This window comes from Rhizobium sp. SYY.PMSO (assembly GCF_046840415.1).
Lineage (GTDB): Bacteria > Pseudomonadota > Alphaproteobacteria > Rhizobiales > Rhizobiaceae > Rhizobium.
In genome coordinates this window covers 1,694,713-1,717,538 of the sequence record NZ_CP177349.1, presented here as the reverse complement: position 1 = coordinate 1,717,538, position 22,826 = coordinate 1,694,713, and the positions used below count along the sequence as shown (strand labels likewise).

General features: G+C 61.8%; 25 protein-coding genes. 14 read left to right on the top strand and 11 right to left on the bottom strand.

Annotated elements, in window-relative coordinates; genetic code table 11:
* Nucleotides 1-269 precede the first annotated feature (269 nt).
* The 3 genes from ACJJVH_RS08315 to ACJJVH_RS08305 all read left to right on the top strand — a co-directional run bounded on the left by ACJJVH_RS08315 (nucleotide 270) and on the right by ACJJVH_RS08305 (nucleotide 3,936).
* Nucleotides 270-2,063 carry an acetolactate synthase 3 large subunit gene (locus ACJJVH_RS08315; protein WP_112797897.1) on the top strand — a complete coding sequence of 598 codons (1,794 nt, stop codon included), beginning with the start codon at nucleotides 270-272 and terminating at the stop codon, nucleotides 2,061-2,063.
* 88 nt (nucleotides 2,064-2,151) lie between these two features.
* The gene (gene ilvN, locus ACJJVH_RS08310; RefSeq protein ID WP_112798178.1) at nucleotides 2,152-2,724 is read left to right on the top strand and encodes an acetolactate synthase small subunit; all 573 of its coding nucleotides are present in this window, start codon (nucleotides 2,152-2,154) and stop codon (nucleotides 2,722-2,724) included.
* A 204-nt stretch (nucleotides 2,725-2,928) separates the two neighbouring features.
* Nucleotides 2,929-3,936 (top strand): capsular biosynthesis protein, encoded by a 1,008-nt coding sequence (locus ACJJVH_RS08305; RefSeq protein WP_412065069.1) that lies wholly within the window; start codon nucleotides 2,929-2,931, stop codon nucleotides 3,934-3,936.
* Nucleotides 3,937-3,938: 2 nt separating this feature from the next.
* Here the strand turns inward: ACJJVH_RS08305 and ACJJVH_RS08300 are convergent, their stop codons facing one another.
* Nucleotides 3,939-4,784 carry an aldo/keto reductase gene (locus tag ACJJVH_RS08300; RefSeq protein ID WP_112797895.1) on the bottom strand — a complete coding sequence of 282 codons (846 nt, stop codon included), beginning with the start codon at nucleotides 4,782-4,784 and terminating at the stop codon, nucleotides 3,939-3,941.
* A gap of 204 nt (nucleotides 4,785-4,988) precedes the next feature.
* On the opposite strand from ACJJVH_RS08300, the gene ACJJVH_RS08295 reads away from it, so the two are divergent.
* Genes ACJJVH_RS08295 through ACJJVH_RS08280 form a run of 4 tightly spaced genes read left to right on the top strand, consistent with a single transcriptional unit; the run spans nucleotide 4,989 to nucleotide 7,258 of the window.
* On the top strand, nucleotides 4,989-5,582 hold the full coding sequence (locus tag ACJJVH_RS08295) for a LysE family translocator (protein WP_112797894.1): 594 nt from the start codon (nucleotides 4,989-4,991) through the stop codon (nucleotides 5,580-5,582).
* 23 nt (nucleotides 5,583-5,605) lie between these two features.
* Nucleotides 5,606-6,244, top strand: a complete 639-nt coding sequence (gene nthA / locus ACJJVH_RS08290; RefSeq protein WP_113503552.1) for a nitrile hydratase subunit alpha — start codon at nucleotides 5,606-5,608, stop codon at nucleotides 6,242-6,244.
* Entirely contained in the window at nucleotides 6,241-6,900 is a 660-nt protein-coding gene (gene nthB / locus ACJJVH_RS08285) for a nitrile hydratase subunit beta (protein WP_412065068.1), read from the top strand. The genes nthA and nthB overlap by 4 nt, the downstream gene beginning before the upstream one ends.
* On the top strand, nucleotides 6,887-7,258 hold the full coding sequence (locus ACJJVH_RS08280; protein ID WP_113356689.1) for a nitrile hydratase accessory protein: 372 nt from the start codon (nucleotides 6,887-6,889) through the stop codon (nucleotides 7,256-7,258). Before nthB ends, ACJJVH_RS08280 begins: the two co-directional genes overlap by 14 nt.
* 226 nt (nucleotides 7,259-7,484) lie before the next feature.
* Here ACJJVH_RS08280 and ACJJVH_RS08275 read toward each other — a convergent pair whose 3' ends face one another.
* Genes ACJJVH_RS08275 through ACJJVH_RS08265 form a run of 3 tightly spaced genes read right to left on the bottom strand, consistent with a single transcriptional unit; the run spans nucleotide 7,485 to nucleotide 9,203 of the window.
* Nucleotides 7,485-8,288 carry an anti-sigma factor family protein gene (locus ACJJVH_RS08275; RefSeq protein ID WP_412065067.1) on the bottom strand — a complete coding sequence of 268 codons (804 nt, stop codon included), beginning with the start codon at nucleotides 8,286-8,288 and terminating at the stop codon, nucleotides 7,485-7,487.
* On the bottom strand, nucleotides 8,285-8,839 hold the full coding sequence (locus ACJJVH_RS08270; protein WP_412065066.1) for an RNA polymerase sigma factor: 555 nt from the start codon (nucleotides 8,837-8,839) through the stop codon (nucleotides 8,285-8,287). Before ACJJVH_RS08270 ends, ACJJVH_RS08275 begins: the two co-directional genes overlap by 4 nt.
* Nucleotides 8,823-9,203 carry a hypothetical protein gene (locus ACJJVH_RS08265; protein WP_412065065.1) on the bottom strand — a complete coding sequence of 127 codons (381 nt, stop codon included), beginning with the start codon at nucleotides 9,201-9,203 and terminating at the stop codon, nucleotides 8,823-8,825. The genes ACJJVH_RS08270 and ACJJVH_RS08265 overlap by 17 nt, the downstream gene beginning before the upstream one ends.
* A gap of 151 nt (nucleotides 9,204-9,354) precedes the next feature.
* Here ACJJVH_RS08265 and ACJJVH_RS08260 point away from each other — a divergent pair, with 151 nt between their 5' ends.
* Together ACJJVH_RS08260 and ACJJVH_RS08255 are read left to right on the top strand one after the other, a co-directional pair.
* Nucleotides 9,355-10,482, top strand: coding sequence for an ATP-dependent DNA helicase (locus tag ACJJVH_RS08260; protein WP_412065064.1), 1,128 nt, complete (start codon nucleotides 9,355-9,357; stop codon nucleotides 10,480-10,482).
* Nucleotides 10,483-10,668: 186 nt separating this feature from the next.
* Nucleotides 10,669-11,421, top strand: a complete 753-nt coding sequence (locus ACJJVH_RS08255) for a pyridoxine 5'-phosphate synthase (protein WP_113503548.1) — start codon at nucleotides 10,669-10,671, stop codon at nucleotides 11,419-11,421.
* Nucleotides 11,422-11,654: 233 nt separating this feature from the next.
* On the opposite strand, the gene ACJJVH_RS08250 is transcribed toward ACJJVH_RS08255, so the two are convergent.
* Complete coding sequence (locus ACJJVH_RS08250) at nucleotides 11,655-12,542, bottom strand: SDR family oxidoreductase (RefSeq protein ID WP_412065063.1); 888 nt, start codon at nucleotides 12,540-12,542, stop codon at nucleotides 11,655-11,657.
* Between the two features lie 138 nt (nucleotides 12,543-12,680).
* On the opposite strand from ACJJVH_RS08250, the gene ACJJVH_RS08245 reads away from it, so the two are divergent.
* Nucleotides 12,681-13,097 carry a winged helix-turn-helix transcriptional regulator gene (locus ACJJVH_RS08245; RefSeq protein ID WP_112797876.1) on the top strand — a complete coding sequence of 139 codons (417 nt, stop codon included), beginning with the start codon at nucleotides 12,681-12,683 and terminating at the stop codon, nucleotides 13,095-13,097.
* Nucleotides 13,098-13,107: 10 nt separating this feature from the next.
* Nucleotides 13,108-14,352, top strand: a complete 1,245-nt coding sequence (locus ACJJVH_RS08240; RefSeq protein WP_412065062.1) for an FAD-dependent oxidoreductase — start codon at nucleotides 13,108-13,110, stop codon at nucleotides 14,350-14,352.
* Between the two features lies 1 nt (nucleotide 14,353).
* On the opposite strand, the gene ACJJVH_RS08235 is transcribed toward ACJJVH_RS08240, so the two are convergent.
* The 5 genes from ACJJVH_RS08235 to ACJJVH_RS08215 all read right to left on the bottom strand — a co-directional run bounded on the left by ACJJVH_RS08235 (nucleotide 14,354) and on the right by ACJJVH_RS08215 (nucleotide 18,633).
* The gene (locus ACJJVH_RS08235; RefSeq protein WP_113371325.1) at nucleotides 14,354-15,568 is read right to left on the bottom strand and encodes an MFS transporter; all 1,215 of its coding nucleotides are present in this window, start codon (nucleotides 15,566-15,568) and stop codon (nucleotides 14,354-14,356) included.
* Nucleotides 15,569-15,620: 52 nt separating this feature from the next.
* On the bottom strand, nucleotides 15,621-16,238 hold the full coding sequence (locus tag ACJJVH_RS08230) for a TetR/AcrR family transcriptional regulator (RefSeq protein ID WP_412065061.1): 618 nt from the start codon (nucleotides 16,236-16,238) through the stop codon (nucleotides 15,621-15,623).
* A gap of 74 nt (nucleotides 16,239-16,312) precedes the next feature.
* Complete coding sequence (locus ACJJVH_RS08225; protein ID WP_412065060.1) at nucleotides 16,313-16,834, bottom strand: GNAT family N-acetyltransferase; 522 nt, start codon at nucleotides 16,832-16,834, stop codon at nucleotides 16,313-16,315.
* 78 nt (nucleotides 16,835-16,912) lie between these two features.
* Nucleotides 16,913-17,842 carry a GNAT family N-acetyltransferase gene (locus tag ACJJVH_RS08220; protein ID WP_412065059.1) on the bottom strand — a complete coding sequence of 310 codons (930 nt, stop codon included), beginning with the start codon at nucleotides 17,840-17,842 and terminating at the stop codon, nucleotides 16,913-16,915.
* Between the two features lie 71 nt (nucleotides 17,843-17,913).
* Nucleotides 17,914-18,633 carry an aspartate/glutamate racemase family protein gene (locus ACJJVH_RS08215; RefSeq protein WP_113356699.1) on the bottom strand — a complete coding sequence of 240 codons (720 nt, stop codon included), beginning with the start codon at nucleotides 18,631-18,633 and terminating at the stop codon, nucleotides 17,914-17,916.
* A gap of 161 nt (nucleotides 18,634-18,794) precedes the next feature.
* On the opposite strand from ACJJVH_RS08215, the gene ACJJVH_RS08210 reads away from it, so the two are divergent.
* Together ACJJVH_RS08210 and ACJJVH_RS08205 are read left to right on the top strand one after the other, a co-directional pair.
* Complete coding sequence (locus ACJJVH_RS08210; protein ID WP_112797862.1) at nucleotides 18,795-19,259, top strand: Lrp/AsnC family transcriptional regulator; 465 nt, start codon at nucleotides 18,795-18,797, stop codon at nucleotides 19,257-19,259.
* A 108-nt stretch (nucleotides 19,260-19,367) separates the two neighbouring features.
* Nucleotides 19,368-20,630, top strand: a complete 1,263-nt coding sequence (locus tag ACJJVH_RS08205) for an NAD(P)/FAD-dependent oxidoreductase (protein ID WP_412065058.1) — start codon at nucleotides 19,368-19,370, stop codon at nucleotides 20,628-20,630.
* Between the two features lie 39 nt (nucleotides 20,631-20,669).
* Here the strand turns inward: ACJJVH_RS08205 and ACJJVH_RS08200 are convergent, their stop codons facing one another.
* Complete coding sequence (locus ACJJVH_RS08200; RefSeq protein WP_112797858.1) at nucleotides 20,670-21,713, bottom strand: NAD(P)-dependent alcohol dehydrogenase; 1,044 nt, start codon at nucleotides 21,711-21,713, stop codon at nucleotides 20,670-20,672.
* Nucleotides 21,714-21,913: 200 nt separating this feature from the next.
* Here ACJJVH_RS08200 and ACJJVH_RS08195 point away from each other — a divergent pair, with 200 nt between their 5' ends.
* A complete protein-coding gene (locus tag ACJJVH_RS08195) occupies nucleotides 21,914-22,822 on the top strand; it encodes an AraC family transcriptional regulator (protein WP_113393883.1) in 909 nt (302 codons plus the stop codon).
* Nucleotides 22,823-22,826 lie beyond the last annotated feature (4 nt).

Sequence of the window (22,826 nt, the reverse complement as noted above, 5' to 3'; positions counted from 1 at the left end):
CGGCTACCCATGCTTTTTACGGGGTTATGCTATGCGCACGATTTTTTATTGCTTGACGCGTTGACGCTTCGAAATTTTCTGTCTATCACTTCGCTCCATGAAAAACTCGATCGTTCTTATCGTGGTGGGAAGGCGCATGGGCAGGATGGTGTAACCATCCGGCGATAGCCACCCATGCGCTAGATGACAGGCTCCCCGAGGGGCCTTTTTTTATGCCCGAAATCGAGATTTCATCTTTCCAAACCTCCAGCAGACAGCGGAACAAACGTATGACCGGCACAGATAATCAGGCGAGCGACAATCGAATGACAGGCGCGGAGATCGTGTTGCAGGCGCTCAAGGACAACGGCGTCGAACACATCTTCGGTTATCCGGGCGGCGCTGTGCTTCCGATCTACGACGAGATCTTCCAGCAGGACGACATCAAGCACATTCTCGTTCGTCACGAGCAGGGCGCCGGCCATGCGGCCGAAGGCTATGCCCGCTCCACCGGCAAGGTCGGCGTCATGCTGGTTACGTCCGGCCCCGGCGCGACCAATGCCGTCACGCCCCTCCAGGATGCCTTGATGGATTCGGTCCCGCTCGTCTGCCTGAGCGGTCAGGTTCCGACGACGCTGATCGGCTCGGACGCTTTCCAGGAATGCGATACCGTCGGTATCACGCGGCCCTGCACGAAGCACAACTGGCTGGTCAAGGATGTCAACGAGCTCGCCGCCGTCATCCACGAAGCCTTCCGCATCGCGCAGACGGGCCGCCCGGGTCCGGTCGTCGTCGACATTCCGAAAGACATTCAGTTCGCGACCGGCACCTATACGCCTCCCGAAGCCCACCACGTCCAGAAGAGCTACCAGCCGAAGATCCAGGGCGATCTCAACAAGATCAATCAGGCGATCGAGCTGATGAAGAATGCGCGCCGTCCGGTCATCTACTCCGGCGGTGGTGTCGTCAATTCTGGACCGGAAGCATGCAAGCTGCTGCGCGAACTGGTCGAATTGACCAATTTCCCGATCACGTCGACCCTGATGGGACTCGGCGCTTATCCCGCCTCCGGCAAGAGCTGGCTCGGCATGCTCGGCATGCATGGTTCCTACGAAGCCAACATGGCGATGCATGATTGCGATGTCATGGTCTGTATCGGCGCGCGTTTCGACGACCGTATTACCGGCCGCCTGAACGCCTTCTCGCCGAATTCGAAGAAGATCCACATCGATATCGACCCGTCCTCCATCAACAAGAACGTCCGTGTCGACGTCGGCATTCTCGGCGACGTCGGCAATGTTCTGGAAGACATGGTTCGCCTGTGGCGGGCGCTGCCGCAAAAGCCTGCTGCGGAGCGGCTCGGCGACTGGTGGAGCGATATTGCCCGCTGGCGCGCGCGCAACTCCTTCGCCTATAAGCCGAGCGACGACGTCATCATGCCGCAATATGCGATCCAGCGCCTCTACGAGCTGACGAAGCATCGCGATACCTACATCACGACCGAAGTCGGCCAGCATCAGATGTGGGCGGCGCAGTTCTACGGCTTCGAACAGCCGAACCGCTGGATGACCTCGGGTGGTCTCGGCACCATGGGCTACGGCCTGCCGGCCGCCCTCGGCGTTCAGATCGCGCATCCGGAAAGCCTGGTCATCGATATCGCCGGCGATGCCTCGATCCAGATGTGCATTCAGGAAATGTCGGCGGCGATCCAGCACAATGCGCCGATCAAGATCTTCATCCTCAACAACCAGTACATGGGCATGGTTCGCCAGTGGCAGCAGCTGCTGCACGGCAATCGCCTGTCCAACTCCTATACGGAAGCGATGCCTGACTTCGTAAAGCTCGCCGAAGCCTATGGCGCCGTCGGCCTGCGCTGCGAAAAGCCGGGCGATCTCGATGCCGCCATCCAGGAAATGATCGATGTCAACAAGCCGGTCATTTTCGATTGCCGCGTCGCCAATCTTGCCAACTGCTTCCCGATGATCCCCTCGGGCAAGGCGCACAACGAAATGCTGCTGCCGGACGAAGCGACCGATGAGGCCGTCGCCAACGCGATCGACGCCAAGGGTCGCCAGCTGGTCTGATCGGATGGCCGGGGGCGGCGGAAGCAGCGCCCCGGCCGCCCATCGCGCTGGCATACCGAACAAGAACCGAGGAAACGGAACAAGGATCATGAACGCACACCTTCAACCCACCGGCTCCGCCTATTTCATTTCGCCGGAAACCGCGATGGCGGAAAGCCATACGCTTTCCGTGCTCGTCGACAACGAGCCCGGCGTTCTCGCTCGCGTCATCGGCCTCTTCTCCGGCCGGGGCTACAACATCGAAAGCCTTACCGTCTCGGAGACGGAGCATCAGGCGCATCTTTCGCGCATCACCATCGTCACGCGCGGCACGCCGCAGGTGCTGGAGCAGATCAAGGCGCAGCTTGAGCGCATCGTTCCCGTCCACCGCGTCGTGGACCTGACGGTGCGTGCCCGCGAACTCGGCCAGGAACGGCCGATCGAGCGCGAAGTGGCACTGCTGAAAGTGACCGGAAGCGGCGAAACCCGTGCCGAAACGCTGCGGCTGGCCGATGCCTTCCAAGCCAAGGTGGTGGACGCGACCGTCGAGCATTTCATTCTGGAGATCACCGGCAAATCCTCGAAGATCGACCAGTTCATCGCCATCATCAAGCCGCTCGGCCTCATCGAGGTCTGCCGTACCGGCATCGCTGCGATGAATCGCGGTTCGCAGGGGATGTAAAAGCCGGCGGCGTTGAGGGGTGATCGTATATGAGGCAAATCGGCGCTCCAAATTCCTTTTCCCCTTGGGCGGAAGGTGGCCCGAAGGGTCGGATGAGGGGGATTTTCCGATTTGAGTTCACGAAATTTCGTACTCCTGACAGACACCCCCTCATCCGCCTGACGGCACCTTCTCCCGGAGGGGAGAAGGGGAAACACGGCAACAATGCCTGAGATCGGCGGAAAACCGTGGCATCCGCCAGCGGATATGCGTCTCGGCGCCGCGTTCTTCGTTCGCGGCGATTTCCCCTGGCTCGGTCATTATTTCGGCTCGCAGACGCTGGCGTCGATCCTTTCTCCCGGAATAGGCGGAATCGTCTCGTGGGGCGGCCGTGCCCCGGCGAAGATGGCTGCGCGGATCGCGCGGTTTCGCCGATTGCCGCATTGGCATCTGGAGGACGGCTTCCTGCGCTCCATGGGCCTTGGCAAGGCCGGCGCCATTCCACTGTCCATCGTCGTCGACGATCTCGGCCTGCCTGTCGATGCCGGCCGGCCGTCGCGGCTTGAGCGGCTGATCGAGGGAGCGGGAGATGCGGGCGAACTTGGCCGCGCCATTCGCGAGCAGATCGTTCTCAACAAGCTTTCCAAATACAATCATCTTCCCCATCGCCCGCCCGGCATCGCGCGGACGACGAAGCGGCGCATTCTGCTGGTCGATCAGGTAGTCGGCGATGTCTCCGTCGAAAGGGCACTCGGCTCAAAAGCCTCTTTCGAGAAGATGCTTGCCGATGCGCTCGCCAGCGATGCGCAATGCCTCATTCGAACCCATCCGGATGTCATGGCGGGGCTTCGTAAGGGTTATCTTACAGATGTTGCCTCGAAGGGCGATGCCGTGCTGCTTGACGATGCTGTGTCCGTGGCATCGATCCTTAAAGTCGTCGACGAGGTCTGGACCGTATCGAGCCAGTTCGGCTTCGATGCGTTGTTGCGCGGCCTTCCGGTTCGCTGCTATGCCGCGCCCTTCTACTCGGGCTGGGGCGTGACCGAGGACTACTTCGGCGTCTACACCAAAGCGCTGCTTGTCGGACGCCGAACGAAACGGCGGACGATCGACCAGATCGCCGCCGCCGCGTTCTCGTTCTATCCAACCTATCGCGATCCGGCCGACTGGCACGAGATCGACGTTTTCCAAGCGATGGAACTCATCGTCGCGCAGCAGAAAGCGGCGGCGTAGACTTACAGCATCTCGAGCGATTTCTTCCGCGAAGGCGGTGGGAAGGTGGCGTCGAGGACGCCCCAATCCTCATCTGTCATGTCGATATCCACCGAATCGCGATTTTCCTCGACGCGCTGCGGGTTCGAGGATTTCGGGATCGATATCACGCCGTCACGCTCCAAAAGGAAGGCGAGCGCGATCTGGGCGGGCGTGGCCTGATAGGTCTTGGCGATGCGGATCAGTTCGGGGTGATGGAGCAGGCGCCCCTGCTCGATGGGGGAATAGGCCATGATGGGAATGCCGCGTTCCTGGCACCATGGCAGCAGGTCGTATTCGATGCCGCGCCGGGCAAGGTTGTAGAGTACCTGATTGGCGGCGACATTGCCGCCGTTCGGCACGGAAAGCAGCTCGTCCATATCGGCTACGTCGAAATTCGACACGCCCCACGCCTCGATCTTGCCGGCCGCTTTCAGACCTTCGAAGGCTGCCACCGTCTCCTCAAGCGGATGATTGCCGCGCCAATGCAGCAGATAGAGATCGATGCGATCGGTGTTCAGGCGCTTCAGGCTGCGCTCGCAGGCCTCGACCGCGCCCTTGCGGCTGGCATTGGCGGGATAGACCTTGCTGACCAGGAAAACCTCGTCGCGGCGCCCTTCGATCGCCTTGCCGACGATCACCTCCGAGCCGCCATCGGCGTACATTTCGGCCGTGTCGATCAGCGTCATGCCGAGATCGAGGCCGGTTTTCAGGCTGGCGATCTCGTCTCTGGCGGTCGCGGCATTCTCTCCCATGTTCCATGTCCCCTGGCCAAGTGCGGGAACCAGGATGCCGGAGGGAAGAGTGACGGTAGGGATGGGCTCGCGCATGGTCTTTCCTCGCTGGGGATAATCGAAGGATAGGGGTATTCGACCGGATTTCAATCGACATCCGTCATGTCACGGTGACAAACATCCTGTGGCTTTCGGATGGCTGGCGAACTAATGTCGCACCGCCGTGCGCCGGCCTGTTTCGCGCGCATGAACAAGAATTTGGATGCCGCCTTGTCATGACGCGGTATCCCAGGAGGCATTATGGCGCTGGGAACATTTCTGGCTCTTCTACTTTTCGCATTCACGACCTCGATCACGCCGGGACCGAACAACATGATGCTGTTTGCGTCGGGCGTGAATTTCGGTTTCCGTCGCACGATCCCCCACATGCTCGGCATCGGCGTCGGCTTCCTGTCGCTGCTGCTTGGCGTCGGTCTTGGCCTTGGCGCGCTGCTGCATACGGTGCCACTGCTCTATACCGCGCTGAAATTTGCAGGCGGCGCCTATCTCGTCTGGATCGCCTGGAAGATCGGCACATCCCGTAGCCTGACGGAAAGCGAAGGCTCGGCGCAGCCGATGAGCTTCATGAGTGCCGCCGCGTTCCAGTGGATCAATCCCAAGGCTTGGGTGATGGCCGTGACCGCGATGGCGACCTACACCAACGAACAGCTTTATCTCCTCACGGTCCTTCTCGTCGGGCTGGCATTCGCCGCCGTGAACCTGCCGAGCGTTTCGACCTGGGCCGGTTTCGGCTCGGTGCTGCGCGACTGGCTGGCCGATCCGGTTCGGCTCAAATGGTTCAACATAACCATGGCCGCCCTGCTGGTGCTCAGCCTCTGGCCGATGCTAAAGTAATCCGGAAGAGACAGGAGACTGCCATGTCCCACGGACATTCGCATGATGACGACGATCATCACCACCACGACAATCACTATTCGGACATGCAGGCGCGCGTGAAGGCGCTCGAGACGCTGTTGACGGAAAAGGGGCTGATCGATCCGGCCGCGATCGACCGGATCGTCGAGACCTACGAGACGAAGGTCGGGCCGCGCAACGGGGCTCAGGTGGTGGCGAAGGCCTGGAGCGATCCCGCCTTCGCCGACTGGCTGCGGCGCGACGCGACAGGGGCAATTGCAAGCCTCGGCTTTACCGGCCGACAGGGAGAGCATATGCGCGCGGTGTTCAATACGCCGGAAACGCACAATCTGATCGTCTGCACGCTTTGCTCCTGCTATCCCTGGGCCGTGCTCGGGTTGCCGCCGGTCTGGTACAAGGCGCCCGCCTACCGGTCTCGTGCGGTGATCGACCCGCGCGGCGTGCTGGCCGAATTCGGACTGACGCTGCCGCAGGAGACGAAGATCCGCGTCTGGGATTCGACGGCCGAACTTCGCTATCTGGTGATTCCGCAGCGGCCCGCCGGTTCCGAGGGCATGGACGAGGCGGCGCTGGCGGATCTCGTCAGCCGCGATGCCATGATCGGAACGGCAGTCGCCAAGGCACCGGAGGCAGCGCTATGAACGGGCCGCACGATCTCGGCGGCCAGATGGGATTCGGCCCGGTCGCGCCGGAAGCGAACGAGCCCTATTTTCATGCCGAATGGGAAAAGCGCGCGCTCGGCATCACGCTCTCCTGCGGCGCCTTCGGTGCCTGGAATATCGATGAAAGCCGGCACGCGCGCGAAAATATTCCGCCGGCCAGCTATCTTGCCGCCAGCTACTACGAGATCTGGACCCGCGCCGTCTATGTGCTGCTGGAGCGGCACGGCTTTGCGACCGCCGAGGAGTTGCAAACCGGCCACGCGCTCGAACAAGGCAGAGTGCCGAAAAGGATTCTGAAGGCCGAAATGGTCGATGGCGTGCTGGCCAAGGGCGGCCCCTGCGACCGGCCGGTCGATAGCGATCCGCTCTTTGCCGTCGGCGATCGTGTGCGCACGAAGAATTTCAACCCGACCGGTCACACCAGATTGCCGCGCTATGCCCGCGCCAGGACAGGAGTGGTCGAGGCCGTACAGGGTTCCTTCGTCTTCCCCGACGACAATGCGCACGGCCGGGGCGAGAACCCGCAATGGGTGTACACGGTGGTCTTTGACGGCGCCGAGATATGGGGTGAGGGTGCCGACCCCTCGCTGAGTGTCTCGATCGACGCCTGGGAGAGCTATCTTGACCGCGTGTGAGGTCCCGTCGCCTCTCGCGCAATCGCCCGGATTGCCGAAGTCGGTCGATGGCGAGCCAGTCTTTCCCGAGCCCTGGGCAGCGGATGCCTTCGCGATGACCGTGCATCTGCACGAGAAAGGCCTGTTTGCCTGGAGCGAATGGGCGGAACGGCTGTCTGGCGAGTTGCATAAACCCGGCCGTGCGGTCGATGGCAGCGACTATTTCGATTGCTGGGTAGCGGCGCTTTCCGGTCTGCTGGTCGCGAAAGGCATAGCGGATGCCGATGCGATCCTGGCGTTGCAACAAAGTTGGCAACGTGCGGCGGAGGCTACGCCGCACGGCAAGCCGATCGCGCTGGAGAACGATCCCCGGCGTTAGAGGAACAGGCCCCTCCGGGCCATCCTCGTCCTTCGAGGCTTCGGTCTGCGACCTCCGCGCCTCAGGATAAGGATGGATCGGGTGCCATATTCGGTGAGCGTCATCTTACCGAGATGCGCGAAAGACCAGTCCTCATGGTGAGGAAGCCCAACGGGCCATCTCACCATGAGGGCGGGTGGCTGCTCCCCAAATCTTCATGTCGTATGCAAGTGTTTCTAAAGGAAGGCTACGACGAGAACTGTTTGTAGCACTCGTCCGCCACCTGACGCAGCATGTCGCGCGAAATCTCGCCCGTCACGGCATAGCCAAGGTCGCCGTCGATCCAGTAGAAGGTCTCGACGTCGCCGCTGCTGGCGAAGCGGAAGCTGGTCGTGCTGTTGCCGTTATTGCGTCCCACCAGCACGGTCAGGCGCTGCCCGTTGGCATTTTCATACATGAACAGCGCTCCGGGCGTGCCGTTGATCGGCAACAGCCGCCCGCCGACCAGCTGAAAGCCAAGCGCCTGCAAGCTCGGCACCTTGAGGCCGGCGACATTCATGCGCTTGCCGAGCCAGGTGGCGAGATGCGCTTCCTGATCCGCGCCGACTTCGACGGGATGACGGACATCGCTGGCATAGACGACGAAGGCCGAATGCGCCTGCTGCGGCAATGCCTCGACGGCGGTCAGCTGCAATTCGGGCCGGGCGAAAAGATCGGGGACGAAGCGGCCGGCGGCTGCACCGGCGACGAACAATGCGAGCGAAGCGGCAAGCATCATCAGCCGGCGGTTTCGTTGCGATGGTTTCGCCTGTGCAAAAGGCGTGGTTCCGCTGTGGAACATAATGTCGGCGTCGGTATCCTTCGACACGGCATAGGGCGCGAACATCGCCCGAATATCATCGTTCTGGGCCTGCCATGCCGCAACGGCAGCGGCGTCTTCCGGATTCTCGATGAGCCATGCTTCCAGTTCAGTCCGCTCTTCCGGCGGCAGGAGGCCATCGGCAAAGGCGTGAAGATCCGCTTCGGTCACGGTCGGTTTGCGGTCGTTCATCTTGGTCTCCGAAGCGTGACGACATTGTCTGCATTCAACAGGCTGGTCATCTTCCGGCGCGCGCGCGAAAGGCGCGACATCACGGTGCCGATCGGGATGTCGAGCATGTCGGCGACATCCCGATAGCTGTAGCCCTCGACGACGACGAGCATCAGCACAGCGCGATACTCTTCGCCAAGGCTGTTCAAGGCGATTTCCAGGCGCGATCGCTCCAGTGGATCGTTGTCGCTTTCGGCTGCGGGCAGATGGTCGTCGTCATCGATATCGACGTAATTGCGGCCGCGCTGCTGGCGCAGGCCGTTGCGATAGAGATTGGTCATGATGGTGAGAACCCAGCCGCGCAGGTTCAGGCCCCGCCATTGGCTGCGCCGGGTCAAAACCTTCTCGACGCAATCCTGAAGCAGGTCCTCGCCATCGGCATCCGAGCGGGTGAGGCTGCGTGAATAATGCCGCAGCGAGGGGAGGAGCGCCAACACCTCGGCCTCGAAACTGTCAGGCGCGGGGAAGGCTCCTGCCGCGCCGTGTTCCGAACGATCAGGGCTGTGCGGCATCCCATACGCCCTTGAAGCCGTCGCCGGCGACATCACCCGACTTTGCGTCCTTGACGAAGAAATAGAGCGGCATGCCGTCCTTTGCCCACTGTTTCATCCCGTCCTTGCGGGTAATGATCGAATATGCACCCTCCGCCTTGGCCTTGTCATCGGCCATGAGCGGCGGCCAGGCCTTCGCGCAATCGCCGTTGCAATTGGATTCTCCGGCCTTGTCGTTCTTGAAGGTATAGAGCGTCTTGCCGTTTTCGCCGGCAAGCACCTTGCCCTTGGCGGTCTCGACCGTCTTGACCGGTGCTGCGGCAAAAGCGGCGGTGGCAAAGGCCGACGCTGCTGCGAGCGCGGCCAGGAATCTCACGGTCTGCATGATATCTCTCCTCGGGTATTGGACAATGATAGCCAGGCTTCGCCTTCTGCGTTGCCGGACATGAGACACGAGGGATCGCGATTTTATTCCCGGGCGCGCCGGGTATTTTTTACTGCTTGCTTCCTGCAGCCGAATCCTGCCAATTCGGCCGATGCAATTCGCGCCACAACAAGATGAAGCGCTCAAGGCCGTCGCCAAATGGCTGAAGGAGGGGCGCGCACCGCTGTTCCGCCTGTTCGGCTATGCCGGCACGGGCAAGACGACGCTTGCGCGGCATTTTGCCGAGAATGTCGATGGCGAGGTACTGTTCGCGGCCTTTACCGGCAAGGCGGCGCAGGTGCTGCGCTCTCGTGGTGCATCGAATGCAAAGACCATCCATTCGCTGATCTATCGTCCGCGCGGCGAGGAGGCCGTCGAGGACGAAGAGACGGGCAAGACCTCCATTGCCCCGATGTTCACCATCAATCGCCAGAGCCCCGTCGCCAAGGCGGCGCTCATCATCGTCGACGAATGCTCGATGGTGGACGAAGCGCTCGGCAAGGATCTGATGAGCTTCGGGACACCGATTCTGGTGCTCGGCGACCCCGGGCAGCTGCCGCCCGTTTCCGGCGGCGGTTTCTTCACGAACGAGGAGCCGGATTATCTGCTGACGGATATTCATCGCCAGGCCCGCGATAATCCGATCATCCAGCTCGCCATGCAGGTGCGTGAGGGCAAGGAAATCATGCACGGCGACTATGGCGCCGCGCAGGTGATCTCGAAGAGCGAGGTCACGCAGCCTCTGGTGCTGGAGGCGGATCAGGTGCTGGTCGGGACGAACAGGACGCGGCGGCGCTACAATCAGCGCCTGCGTGAACTCAAGGGTTTTACCGCCGACTATCCGCAGTCCGGCGACAAGCTGGTCTGCCTGCGCAACGATCCCGCCAAGGGGCTGCTCAACGGCTCGCTCTGGCAGGTCATGACCTCTTCCCGGGAAACGACGAAGCCGGGCATCAATCTTTTGATACGCCCGGAAGACGACGACATGGATCGGGGTGCGGCCAAGATCAAGCTGCTGAAGCAGGCCTTCGAGGATGTCGAAGGCGAAATCCCCTGGTCGACGCGCAAGCGCTACGACGAGTTCGATTACGGCTATGCGCTGACGGTGCACAAGGCTCAGGGCTCGCAGTGGAACAATGTGGTGCTGTTCGACGAGAGCTGGGCGTTTCGCGATACGCGCGAGCGGTGGCTCTATACGGCGATTACCCGCGCCGCCGAGACGCTGACGATCGTCCGCTAGGGCGGCTCCGGAGGCATGGGATGGCCGGAAAAGGCCAATGCATCGCCGCGTCACTGCATGGTGGCGCGGATCGAAGGTGCCCATCAAAGTTTTGCATGGGTCGATGTCGGAATCTCGTTGGTTTTGCTGGGCATAATGGCATAGAACGGCTGCTACCGTCCGCTTTGAAAATCAGGGATTTCGATCATGCCCGCCAAGCTTTCCGTGAACCTCAACGCCATCGCGATGCTGCGCAACCGGCGCGATCTTCCCTGGCCGAGCGTCATCGGGCTTGGTCGGATCGCGCTTGCCGCCGGCGCCAGCGGTCTGACCGTTCATCCGCGTCCCGATCAGCGGCATGTCCGCTTTTCCGATCTACCCGATATCCGCGCGCTGATCGATGACGAGTTTCCGGAGGCGGAGTTCAATATCGAGGGCTATCCGAGCGACGAGTTCTTCGATCTCTGCGCGGCCGCCGAGCCAGAACAGGTAACGCTCGTACCCGACGATCCGGCGCAGGCAACGTCGGATCACGGCTGGGATTTTCGCAAGAACCGCGAATTGCTGGTCGATGTCGTTGCCAAATACAAGACTATCGGTTGCCGCGTCTCGCTGTTTGCCGATGGCGACGGCGATGCCGACGCGGTGAAGATTGCCAGGGAAGTGGGTGCCGACCGTATCGAACTCTACACCGGTCCTTACGGCGGCTGCTACGACGACCCGGAGAAGGCCGCCGTCATTCTCGAGGCGCTCGGCAAGACGGCCGATGCGGCCTTTGCCAACGGCCTCGATGTCAACGCCGGTCATGATTTGACCGTCGCTAACCTGCCTGCGCTCTTGAAGCGCATTCCGAAGCTCGCGGAGACGTCGATCGGCCACGGACTGACTGCCGATGCGCTGGAATATGGCATGGCCGAAACGGTTCGCCGCTTCCGCCGGGCTTGTGGTCAGGTGGTTTGATAGCCTGATTTGCGGCTGGTCAGGCGCGTTTGGCTTTGTCGTGCCTTTCTACCCGGCCCTTCATCCTAGCCTTCTCCCCGCACTGCGGGGAGAAGGGACGACAGAGCAATCCCATGATTGCATCGCCCGGTCAGAGTTCTGCTTTAAGCAAAAACTCCCTCGCCCCGCTTGCGGGGTGAGGGGCCATGCTTGAAGGTGCGGTAAAGCAAGCCTCGCCTGACCTTCACCAAAACTCAGCCAGCCAATGCGGCCTTGTGTTCCTCGAAGAAGCTGCGCAGCGTCTGCGGTTCCTTGCCGGTCAGCTTGTTGAAGTCGTTGGTGAGGATGTCGAATTTGCCGGCGCGGGTGTTGGCATCGGCAGAGACGAGCATGTCGACGACGAATTTCGGCAGGCCGGCGCCGGTGAGGCCGGCGGCGAGCTGTTCGTCGTTGACCTGTACGACTTCGAGCGGACGGCCGGCGATCCTGCTGACGACGCTGGCGATATCCTCGACTGTGACGGCGGTCGAGCCCGTCAGCGTATAGGTGGCGTCGTCGGTCGTGTCGGACGCGAGGGCGGCTGCGATGGCGAGCGCGCAATCTTCGCGGCTGATGTTGCTGACGCGGCCGCCGCCGGTCGCGGTGTACCACTTGCCGGTTTCAAGGCTGTGCGGCAGGCCCATCAGATAGTTGTCGAAGTACCAGGCGTCGCGCAGGATCGTATAGCCGATGCCGCTTGCCTTGATGGCGTTTTCCGTGCCGAGATGGTCGGGCGCGAAGCTGACGAGCGAGCTTTCCGGCGCGGGCATGGAGGTGTAGAGAATGTGCTTCACGCCTGCCTGCTTTGCGGCTTCTACCGCGGCCGTTTGCTGCTTCAGGCGCTGGCCGGGGACCGCGAGCGCGTCGGTGCTGATGATCAGCAGGCGATCGACGCCGGCAAAGGCGGCGGGCAGGGTGGCGGCATCGTCGAAATCTACCTTTCGGGTAACGACACCCTTTGCGGCGAGGTCGGCAAGCTTCTCCGGGCTGCGCGTGGCGGCAATGATGCGGCCGGGCGCGACCTTGTATGTCTCCAGCAGGTGATGAATGACGCGCTGACCAAGCTGACCGGCAGCGCCGGTGACGAGAAGAGTGCTGCTCATATGTTTTTCCTTGTTTGACCGCTGCGAATTTGCAAGGGCCTTGTTGCTCTCAAAAAGAGACTAGCGCTAGAATAGGAATTGACTTCATGGTGTAAAGGGGGCAGTTTTTTGGCTGCAAGTTACTAAAAGGGAACCGGCATGGGCACCAGCACCGTTGTCAATCTGCGCAGCATGGATCCGCCATTGCGCGACGTCGACCTCAGCAATCTCGATTTCGGCAACTGTCCGGTGCGCGATCTGATTTCGCAAATCGGCGGAAAATGGTCGGTGCTGCTGTTGGAGACGTTGGCGAAACGCTCGTATCGCTTCGGCGAATTGCGTCGGCTGGTGCCAGACATTTCCCAGCGCATGCTGACGCAGACGCTGCGCGATCTCCAGCGCGACGGTTATGTCGACCGCGAGGTGTTTCCCACCAAGCCGCCGAGCGTCGAATATCGGATGACGGAGCTCGGGCGCTCGCTCTATGTCCCGCTGGCGCAGCTTCTGAACTGGGCCGAAGCCAACCATGAGGCGGTCAGGGCCGCAAGAATCCGTTTCGATCAATTGCCGGACTGAGCCTCGCAGAGTGAAACCTCTCAAGATTGCCATCGTCGGCGCCGGGCCTGCCGGTCTTGCCGCCTCTCTCCTTCTTACCCGTGCGGGTCATGCGACTGATATTATCGAGCGTTTCGACAAGCCGGCACCGGTCGGCTCGGCGCTGATGCTGCAGCCGACCGGATTGACCGTTCTTGAATCGCTTGGCCTTGGCCCGGCAATCCACGCAGCCGGCAACCGCATCGACCGGTTGTTCGGCACGGAGACCCATGGCCGCATCGTCCTCGATGTGCGCTACAATGCGCTGCCGGGCGGCCGCTATGGGCTCGGCGTTCATCGCGCCGCCCTGTTCGACACGCTTCATGACGAGGTCTCCGCGCGACGGCATCCGGTCTATACGGGCCTGCGGGTTGTCGGCGTGGTGGAGGAGGGAAGCAGCAGCTATCTTTCCGTCGAGGGAGGCGAGCGTCTCGGACCTTACGATCTCGTCATCGATGCCAGCGGTGCGCGATCGGAGCTGGCGGCGGTTTCACCCGTCGCGCCGCGTGTTCGAAATCTCGTCTATGGCGCCTTCTGGGCAACGCTCGATTGCCCGGATGGACTGGTGGATCAGGCGGCGCTGACGCAACGCTACGACAAAGCGAGCGTGATGATCGGCGTGCTGCCGATCGGCAGAAGAAGGCGCGATATGCCCAGGCAGGCGGCGTTGTTCTGGAGCCTGAAGGTCGCGGATGCGGATGAGGTGCGCAAGCGCGGGCTCGATGCCTGGAAGCAGACGATCCGTGGTTACTGGCCGGAATGCGAACCCCTGCTGGAGCAGATCACCGACTGGGACCAGCTGACGCTGGCCCGGTACGCCCACCGCACCATGAAGACCCCCTATAGCGGGCGGACGGTTTTCGTCGGTGACGCAGCGCATTCCACTAGCCCGCAGCTGGGGCAGGGCGCCAACATGGCCCTGCTCGATGTGGCGGCTCTGGCGCACGCCCTTGCCGGACACGAGACCATCGAGGCCGCACTTTCGGCCTATGCCAAAGCGCGGCGGATGCATGTGCGGCTGTTCCAGTTGCTGTCGTTGTCGTTCACCCCGTTCTACCAGTCGGACTCCTCCGGGTTGGCGTGGATTCGCGACCGGCTGGTCGCCACCCTTGCCAAGATTCCGCCGGCTCCGCAAATTCTGGCGGGCATCGTTTCCGGCACGCTGGTCGATCCGTTCAACGCGGCCGGCCTGCGGGAATGCGACTGGCTGCGGCAGGCTATGCCGCAGCCGTCGTGATTCAGCCCTTGCGCTCGGTCAGGAAGGCAAGCAGCGCGACGACGGGGAAAGCGACGCCGATCCACGAGGCCATGTTCCAGCCGCCGGCCGCATAGGCCCAGCCACCAAGCGCGGAACCGAGGGCGCCGCCGGCAAAGAAGGTCGCCATGTAGAGGCCGTTGAGGCGGCTGCGATGTTCGGCGCTGAGCGCGAAGATGGCGCGCTGGCCGAGCACGAGATTGGTCTGGACGCCGAAGTCGAGCATGATGCCGGAGAGCGTCAGCGTGACCAGCGCCGGCAAGGAACCGCTACCGGAAAAATGACCGATCACGAAGGCGACGATCGCAAGCACCAGGGCGAAGGCGGTGGCAAGCTTCGTCCAGCCGCGATCGGCAACCCGCCCGGCGATCGGCGAGGCGACTGCGCCGGCCGCACCGGCGAGGGCAAAGAGTGCAATGCCGTTCTGCGTCAGCCCGAAGGCCGGGCTTGCCAGCAGCAGCGGCGTCGTCGTCCAGAAAAGACTGAACGCGCCGAACATGCAGGCCTGATAGAGCGCTCGCCGTTGCAGGACGGGCGTATGCAGGGCCAGATGGCCCATGGAGGAGAGCAACTGCCCATAATGCAGCCTGGTATGCGGCACGCGGGTCGGCAAAACCACGCGCAGTATGACGATCAGCCCGACCATGATACCGGCCGAGATGATATAGACCGCGTGCCAGGACAGAAGCTCGGAGAGGAAGCTTGCCGCCGGGCGGGCCAGCATGATCCCGCAGAGCAGGCCGCTCATGACATTGCCGACGACGGCGCCTCGGCTGGCGTCAGGCGCCATATGGGCAGCGAAAGGCACCAGAACCTGAACCGCGACGGAGGCGAGGCCGATACAGAGCGAAGCGAGCAGGAACAGGGACGGCGACCACGCAAAGGCTGCCCCGACCAGAGCCGCGGCGGAAAGCGCCACCAGCGTCAACACCAGCTTGCGGTTTTCCAGAAGGTCTCCCAGCGGGACGATCAGCAACAGGCCCAGGCCGTAGCCGATCTGCGTCAGTGTGACGATGAGGCCGGTGGCGGCCGGCGTGAAACCGAGCGACTGGCTGATAGGGCCGGCGAGCGGCTGCCCGTAATAGAGATTGGCGGCGACCAGCCCGCAGGCGGCGGCGAACATGAATGTCAGCAGCGGTGAAATGGTCTTTTCAGGGAGCGGCGTGCTCTCCCGTCTGGCGGCGGCAGTTGCTGGCATGACTCGTCCTCGATACGGGCAGGGGATCGGGTCCCCAAGAATTCTATGAAAATCAGGTCAACAGTTTCATGGCCGTCTCCGCGACGGCGAGCATATGTTCGGTTTTGCGGCCGGTCTTTCCGATCACGCGCATGCCCTTCGTGAGGGCAAGCAAGGCGCGGGCGGTGATTTCCGAGTCGATATCTCCGGCAATGGAGCCATCGGCCTGGCCCAGGCGGATAAGATCCAGAATGCGCCGCTCGTCGAAATCGAACGCCACGCCGACGCGGCTGGCGACTTCGTCGTCGAAAAGCACAAGCTCGGTCGCGCTGCCGACGACGAGACAGCCTCGGCGGCCGATCTCGCCACAGGAGGCTTCGGCGAAGAATGTCACCAAGGCGCGCAGCTTCTCGTATCCGTTCGGAGCCTCGGCGAGGGTCTCGTCGATCAATTGCTGACGGACCTGGCGATATCGGCCGAAAGCGGCGAGAAAGACGCCGCGCTTGTCGCCGAACGCCTTGTAGACGCTGCCGGCGGTCAGGCCCATGGCCTCGGTCAATTCGCTGATCGAGGCGGCATGATAGCCGCGCTCCGAAAAGACATTCAGTGCTTCGTCGAGCGCGGAATCCATATTGAATTCACGCGGGCGTCCGCGAAGCTTCGGTGCGATGTCGAGAGTGCCTGTCGTCATGCAGCTCTTTTAGGAAATGATCGTTTCCAAATCAAGCGATTTTTTGCATTGCAGCAAGACTGTCGGCGAAATGGTCATGGTTGGTTGGGCTGCTCGTGTAGCAATGCCATGTGGATTGCGTCCTTGTGGCGTCCATCTATTCGAACGGACTTGCGAGCCAGCCCCTCGCGGACAAAGCCGACTTTCTCATAAAGTGCGATGGCCCGGTGGTTGTCGGCATGAACGCTGAGTTCGACGCGTTCGATTCCGGTCTCGCGCGCGGCGCGCAGCGCCGCTTCCAACAATCGGCGGCCCAATCCCTTCCCGCGATAGGCCGGAATGATGCCCATTCCGAGCTTGCCGGCGTGTGCATGAGAGGCAAACGCATGGCGGCTGATGTCGCACCAGCCGACTACCTCCTTATCAGCAAGCGCGACGAATTGCGGGTTGCCGCTCTCGATCATGCCGAGCACGAAGGCGCGCGTTTCCTCCAGCGGAAACGCTTCGAGTAAGGTCAGGTACTCCCGCTCGCGTGCGACCGTATCGAGCGCCTTGTGAAAGCCATCGATATATTCGGCGGCAATCGGCACTATCCGGATTTCGGCATTCGTCGTCATGGGCGATATCTCGATGCAAAACGGGAGTGCATCGAAAGATATGGTTCACCCTTGAGCTTGTCCATTCGCTTACCAGATTCAGAGATCGAGTTCCCAGGTCTGGCCGTTCAACTCGGGGCCGAACATGCGATGCTTTTCCTCCGCGACGAGCCTGAAGCCCGCCTTGATATAAATGGCTCGCGCGGTATCGAGGATGTCGTTGGTCCAGAGCGAGAGCTTTTCATAGCTGGCATCGCGCGAAAAGCGGATGCATTCGTCGACCAGCAGTTTGCCGAGGCCGAGGCCGCGCGCGGCCTTGTCGACATAGAGCAGCCGGAGCTTGGCGATGCCGTTGCCGCCGTCGGCGATCATGGCGGAGCCGACGTTGAGGCCGCCTCGCTCGGCGATCCAGCACCGGTCCTTCTGCGGATTGAAGTTGGAGAGGAATTTTCCGGCGACTTCGGCCACCAGCCCCTCGAAGCGCTGATCCCAGCCATATTCCTCGCTGTAGAAGCGGCCCTGGCTCTGCACGATCCAGCCGATATCGCCGATGCGGTGGTTGCGGATGATGGCCGGGGAGGCTGTGGTTTCGTCGGCACCGAGCGTATCCTGGATCGTCCGCATGGCGGCGACAACCTGTTCGGGAGCGCCGATTGCGAGCCGTTCGAAATATCCGGCGATCTGTGCGCGGGAACGGCGGACGAATTCCTCGAACTGGCGCTGTCCCTTTTCGGTGACTTTTATGACCTGGCTGCGCGCATCGCTCGGGTCCGGTGTCGTTTCGATCAGACCGTCCTCGCGAAAGCGCTTGACGATGCGGCTGAGATAGGCGGGATCGAGATGAAGGTCGCGGGTCAGTGCCGAGGCGGCGACGCCGCCGCGAAAACCGACTTCGAACAGCACGCGGACGTCCGTCAGCGTGTAGGGGCTGTCGAGATAGGCCTTGTTCAGAACACCGAGAAAGCCGGTGTAGAAGCGATTGAAATCGCGGACGGCATCGATGGTCGCAAATTCGGCAGCAGGGGTCATGACATCGTCTCCTCAGTTATAGGAGACGATGTCCATTATTTATTGGACTGAGTCAAGCAAATTGATTGAGATCAGGCCGCGCAGCTGTTGCTTGCCTTTTCATTCGCCAGCGCGAAGTCGACGGCAGCTTCCGCATGAATCGTCGTGGTGTCGAAGCCGGGCAGGATCAGCGCTTTGGGATCGAGGATGAGGCAGATTTCGGTGCAGCCGAGGATGACGCTATCGGCGCCTTCGGCCTTGGCGCGCTCGATGATGGCGTTCAGCTTGCGGCGCGAATCGTCCTTGATGATGCCGGCGCAGAGCTCGTTGAAGATGATGTCATGCGTCACGGTGCGATCTTCCGCGCCGGGCACCATGATCGAGACGCCGTTTTTGGCCATGCGCTCGGCATAGAAGCCGTGTTCCATGGTGTAGCGCGTCGCCAGCAGAAGCGGCTTTACCCGGCCTGCGGCCTTCAGCGCGGCAGCGGTTTCATCGATGATGTGGATGAGCGGAGCGGAAACGCGTTCGGCAACCTGGGGGGCGATCAGGTGCATGGTGTTGGTGCAGATGAGCACGCATTCGGCGCCCGCGGTCTCAAGGCGCTGCGCCGCGTCGGCAAGACGGTCGGCGGCATCGGCCCAGCGTCCGGCCTTCTGCAGCGCGACGATTTCCTCGAAATTGACGGAGTACATGACCATCTCGGCCGAGGACAGGCCGCCCAGACGTTCCCGGACCATTTCATTGATCAGGCGATAATAGACTACCGAACTCTCGAAACTCATGCCGCCGATCAGGCCAATGGTGCGCATAATTCTGTTCTCCGCTCTTTAGATGTGAATGGAGGAATAGTGCTGCGATTCAGCCGCCGCGTGTTTGCATTTTTGGAAACTTATCAGAGTTTACCTGCAATAGTTTGCGCATTTTCCGCCATACGTGCAAAATGGAGGCGTATGAAACAGGATTGCCGCGAATGCTTGACGAGCGAGATAGAAAGATTCTCGAATTTTTGCAGACCGATGCCGGCATATCCGTCACCGATCTGGCCGATCGCGTCGCCCTGTCGGTTTCGGCCTGCTCGCGCCGCATTCAGCGGCTTGAGGAAAGCGGGCATATCGCCCGGCGCATCGTCGTGCTCGATCGCGAGAAGATGGGCGTCCCGACCACGGTCTATGCCCTCATCAAGACGGCGCATCATGCCGACGAGTGGATCGAATCCTTCCGCAAGGCGATCGGCGGCATTCCCGAGATCGTCGAGGCGCATCGTCTCACAGGCAATTACGACTATATACTGAAGATCGTGCTGCCGCGCGTGGAGCATTACGATGTCATCTACAAGATGCTCGTGCGAAAGATCGAGCTCTTCGACGTTTCGGCATCGATCTCCATGGAGGAGCTGAAAAGCGGCTCGTCCATTCCTGTCGGTTACGCACAATAAGCGTTTCGCAATATCATGGCCGCGCAGGGGTGCCATGCATAAAAGAGAGTTGCTGCCTGTTCTTCTCAACCCTACGTTTTCCACGAAACGTATCCATGAGGTGTTGCCATGCAGGATCATCACGTTGTCGTTGTCGGGGGCGGTTTCGGCGGGGTACAGCTCGTCAACGATCTGAAAGGCGCTCCTGTCCGCGTCACGATGATCGACCGGCGCAATCATCACCTGTTTCAGCCGCTTCTCTATCAGGTCGCAACGACTTTGCTCGCGACGTCCGAGATCGCCTGGCCGATCCGCAATTTCTTCAGGGACAGGCCGGAGGTGACGACGTTGCTTGCCGAAGTCGTCGGTGTCGACAGCGAGGCGCATCAGGTCCTTCTGAAGAACGGGCAAAGGATTTCTTACGATACGCTGGTGCTGGCGACAGGGGCCACCCATGCCTATTTCGGCCACGACGAATGGGAGCCTGTGGCGCCGGGATTGAAGACGCTGGAGGATGCCACGACCATCCGCCGGCGCGTGCTGCTTGCTTTCGAGCAGGCGGAGCTGGAAACGGACCCGGCTGTCCGGGACGCGCTCCTGACCTTCGTCATCGTCGGCGCAGGTCCGACCGGCGTCGAGCTTGCCGGAATCATCTCGGAACTGGCTCGGACGACCTTGCCGAAGGAATTCCGCAATATCGATACTCGCAAGGCGAGGATCATCCTCGTGGAAGCCGGCCCGCGCGTACTGGCGGCCTTCGCCGAAGACCTGTCCGATTATGCGCGCAGGGAGCTGGAATCGCATGGGGTCGAACTCCGCTTTGGCAAACCCGTCACCTCCTGCACGGCGGAAGGGGTGACGATCGGCGATGTTTTCGTGCCGTGCCGCACCATCGTCTGGGCGGCCGGCGTCCAGGCGTCGCCGGCGGCGAAATGGTTGGATATTCCCGCGGACCGGGCCGGCCGCGCTATCGTGGACAAGGATCTGCGGGCGCCCGGCAAGCCGGATATTTTCGTGATCGGCGATACGGCAGCCGTGATGCGCGACGACGGCAGCCCGGTGCCGGGGATCGCTCCGGCCGCCAAGCAGCAGGGCGCCTATGTCGCGAAGGTGATCAAGGCCAAGCTTGCCGGCAAACCAGCGCCCGGCCCGTTCCATTATCGCCATCAGGGCAGTCTCGCGACGATCGGCAAAAGCGCCGCGATCATCGATTTCGGCTGGCTGAAGCTCAAGGGATGGCTTGCCTGGTGGGTCTGGGGACTTGCCCACATCTACTTCCTGATCGGCGTGCGCTGGCGCATCGCCGTCGCCTGGAGCTGGCTGTGGATCTACATCAGCCGGCAGCACAGCGCCCGGCTGATCACGCAGAGAGAAAGCATACGCGAGGAATGAAGAAGGGCGGCGTCAGGCAGGACGTCGCCCTTTGTCCGGTTAGGCCAGCGAGGCGATATCGATGACGAAGCGGTAGCGGACGTCGCTCTTCAGCACCCGCTCATAGGCTTCGTTGATCTGCTGAATGTTGATCTTCTCGATCTCGGCGACGATGTTGTGCTCGCCGCAGAAATCGAGCATCTCCTGGGTCTCCTTGATCGAGCCGATCATGGAGCCGGAGAGGCTGCGGCGGCCGGGAATGAGCGAGAAGGCGTGAACCGGAACCGCATGCTCGGGAACGCCGACCAGCACCATGCTGCCATCATATTTCAGCAGGTTGAGATAGGCGTTCCAGTCGATGGCGGTGCCGACCGTGTTGATGATCAGATCGAAGCTGCCGGCGAGCTTGGTGAAGGTCTCGGCATCGCTGGTGGCGTAGTAATCCTTGGCGCCGAGCTTGAAGCCGTCTTCCTTCTTCGACAGCGTCTGGCTGAGAACTGTCACGTCGGCGCCCATGGCGTGCGCCAGCTTGACGCCCATGTGGCCGAGCCCGCCCATTCCGACGATCGCGACCTTCTTGCCCGGACCGGCCTTCCAGTGACGCAGCGGCGAGTAGAGCGTGATGCCGGCGCAAAGCAGCGGCGCGCCCGCATCGAGCGGGATATTGTCGGGGAAGGAGAGGACATAGCCTTCCTTGACGACGATCGAGTCGGAATAGCCGCCGAAAGTCGGCGTCTTGCCGTCGGCTTCGACGTCGTTGTAGGTCTGTACGAGGCCCGGCATGTAGTGTTCGTAATCCAGGTCGCGCGTGGCGCAGGTCGTGCAGGAATCGACGAAGCAGCCGACGCCGACGCGGTCGCCGACCTTGAATTTCGATACCTTGGAGCCGACAGCCGTCACGATGCCTGCGACTTCATGGCCCGGCACCATCGGATATTTGGAGCCGCCCCATTCGTTGCGGGCCTGGTGGATATCGGAATGGCAGACGCCGCAATATTGGACTGAAATGACGACATCGTCGTCATTCGGCTCGCGACGCTCGAAGGTGAAGGGAACGAGCGGTTTGGACGCGTCGGTTGCTGCATAGCCCTTTGCGATAGGCATGGGAAACTTCCTTATCTTGTCGGACGGGTGGGAGTGGAATTGGGATGGCCGACTATGCATCGGGACGGGGCCACCGCGTTAGAGCGATCCTGCAAGCTTTATGTACGATCCTGCGAATCTAAATGCGCGGCTGCTCTTTTGCTGGCGGCAGAAGCCACCTAGATAAGCCTCGACAGACTCTCGAAAACAATCGGTTGCGTATGACACTGCCCTTCAATCCCAATCAGGAACTCGCGTCCATCGTTGCACGTTTCGCCACGGAGGACGGGGAGTTCGCGACGCCGATCCCCAGCGTCACGCTGCATCGGCAATCGGCGGACACGCCGTTGCAGCACAGGGCTTACCGGCCGGCCTTCGCTGTGGTCGTCCAGGGCCGCAAGTCCCTGACGCTCGGGACCGACACGTTTCACTACGGCGCCGGGCAATATGTCCTGACCGCACTCGATCTGCCGGTATCGACGCAGATAACCGGCGTTGCCAATGCCACGCCCTATCTCTGTTTCGGCATGTCGCTGGAAAGCGAACGCTTGAATGAGCTGCTGTCGCGGGTGAGCGTTCCGCGCCAGGCGCTGACGGCGGACGCGATGCGCGGCCTTGCCGTCAGCCATGCCTCGCCGGAGCTTCTCGATGCCACGCTGCGGCTGATCAGGCTGCTGGACACGCCGGACGACATACCGGCCATGGCGCCCCTGATCGAACAGGAGATTCTCTATCGTCTCCTGACCGGCCCCGATGGGCCGCGGCTGTTGCAGATCGCCACGGCGGAAGGGCAGGGCAACAGGGTGGCGCGCGCCGTAAGCTGGCTGCGCGGCAACTTCGCCCAGCCGTTGCGTATCGAGGAACTGGCCGAGCGCGTCGGCATGAGTGTTTCCTCGCTGCATCATCATTTCAAGGCGGTGACCGCGATGTCGCCGATGCAATATCAGAAGCAGCTTCGGCTTCATGAGGCGCGGCGGCTGATGATCGTCGAGCAACTGGATGTCGGATCGGCCGGCCACCGCGTCGGCTATCAGAGCCCTTCGCAGTTCAGCCGCGAATACAGCCGTCTCTATGGTCTGCCGCCCTTGAAGGATGTCGAGGCCATGCGCAGCGCGGCGGCAGCGGAATAGGCTT